Origin of the sequence: Streptomyces lushanensis (assembly GCF_001700515.1) — a bacterium.
Lineage (GTDB): Bacteria > Actinomycetota > Actinomycetes > Streptomycetales > Streptomycetaceae > Streptomyces > Streptomyces lushanensis.
Map to the genome: position 1 here is coordinate 46,258 of NZ_MAUD01000039.1, position 629 is coordinate 46,886.

General features: G+C 74.4%; 1 protein-coding gene. It reads left to right on the forward strand.

Features of this window, described 5'->3' with window-relative positions; all coding sequences use genetic code 11:
• Nucleotides 1-343 (forward strand): Pycsar system effector family protein (locus BFF77_RS03440; RefSeq protein ID WP_245703170.1); only part of this gene is annotated, 343 nt, incomplete at its 5' end.
• Nucleotides 344-629: the final 286 nt, after the last annotated feature.

Genomic DNA, 629 nt, shown 5'->3' on the forward strand with positions numbered 1-629 from the left:
GGACACCCTCTCCGTGGCCGGTACGACCGCCTGGTGGGCCGGGACGCTGGCCCTGGTCCTCGCGCTGTTCGCCCTGCTGATGGCGGTGCTGCCGCGCTACCGCACCAGAGGCTGGGCGCCCGGACAGCCTCTCTCGTACTTCGGCGACATCCACCAGGCCGCGCGGAGCGGCCGGCTGGAGACGGCGCTCATCGAGACCGAACGCACCTCGGCCGCCGCACTGGTGAGGGCCCTGACGGACACCAGCCGGATCGCGGCACGCAAGCACCAGTGGATCCGGATCGGCCTGATCGCCTTCTGCTCGGGCGCGCTGCTGATCCCGGGCTCGCTGCTGATCGGCTGACCGACCGGCTCCTCGCCACCACCCGCTCCCCGTACACCGCTCACCGCTCACCACGAGGACCGACCGATGACACAACCACCGGAACCCGCCCACCCCCAGGTCCAGGACCCGGGTACTCCCCCCTCGCCACCGGCCTACCCGCAGGCGCCCGCATACCCGCAGGCGCCCAGCCACCCGTCGCCGCCCGCGTACCCGTCCCCGCCGGCGCCCGCGTACCCGCAGGCCGCCTGCCCGCAGGCACCGAGCGATCCCCGGACCGCCGTACACCCCCAGGCCCCCGCGTACC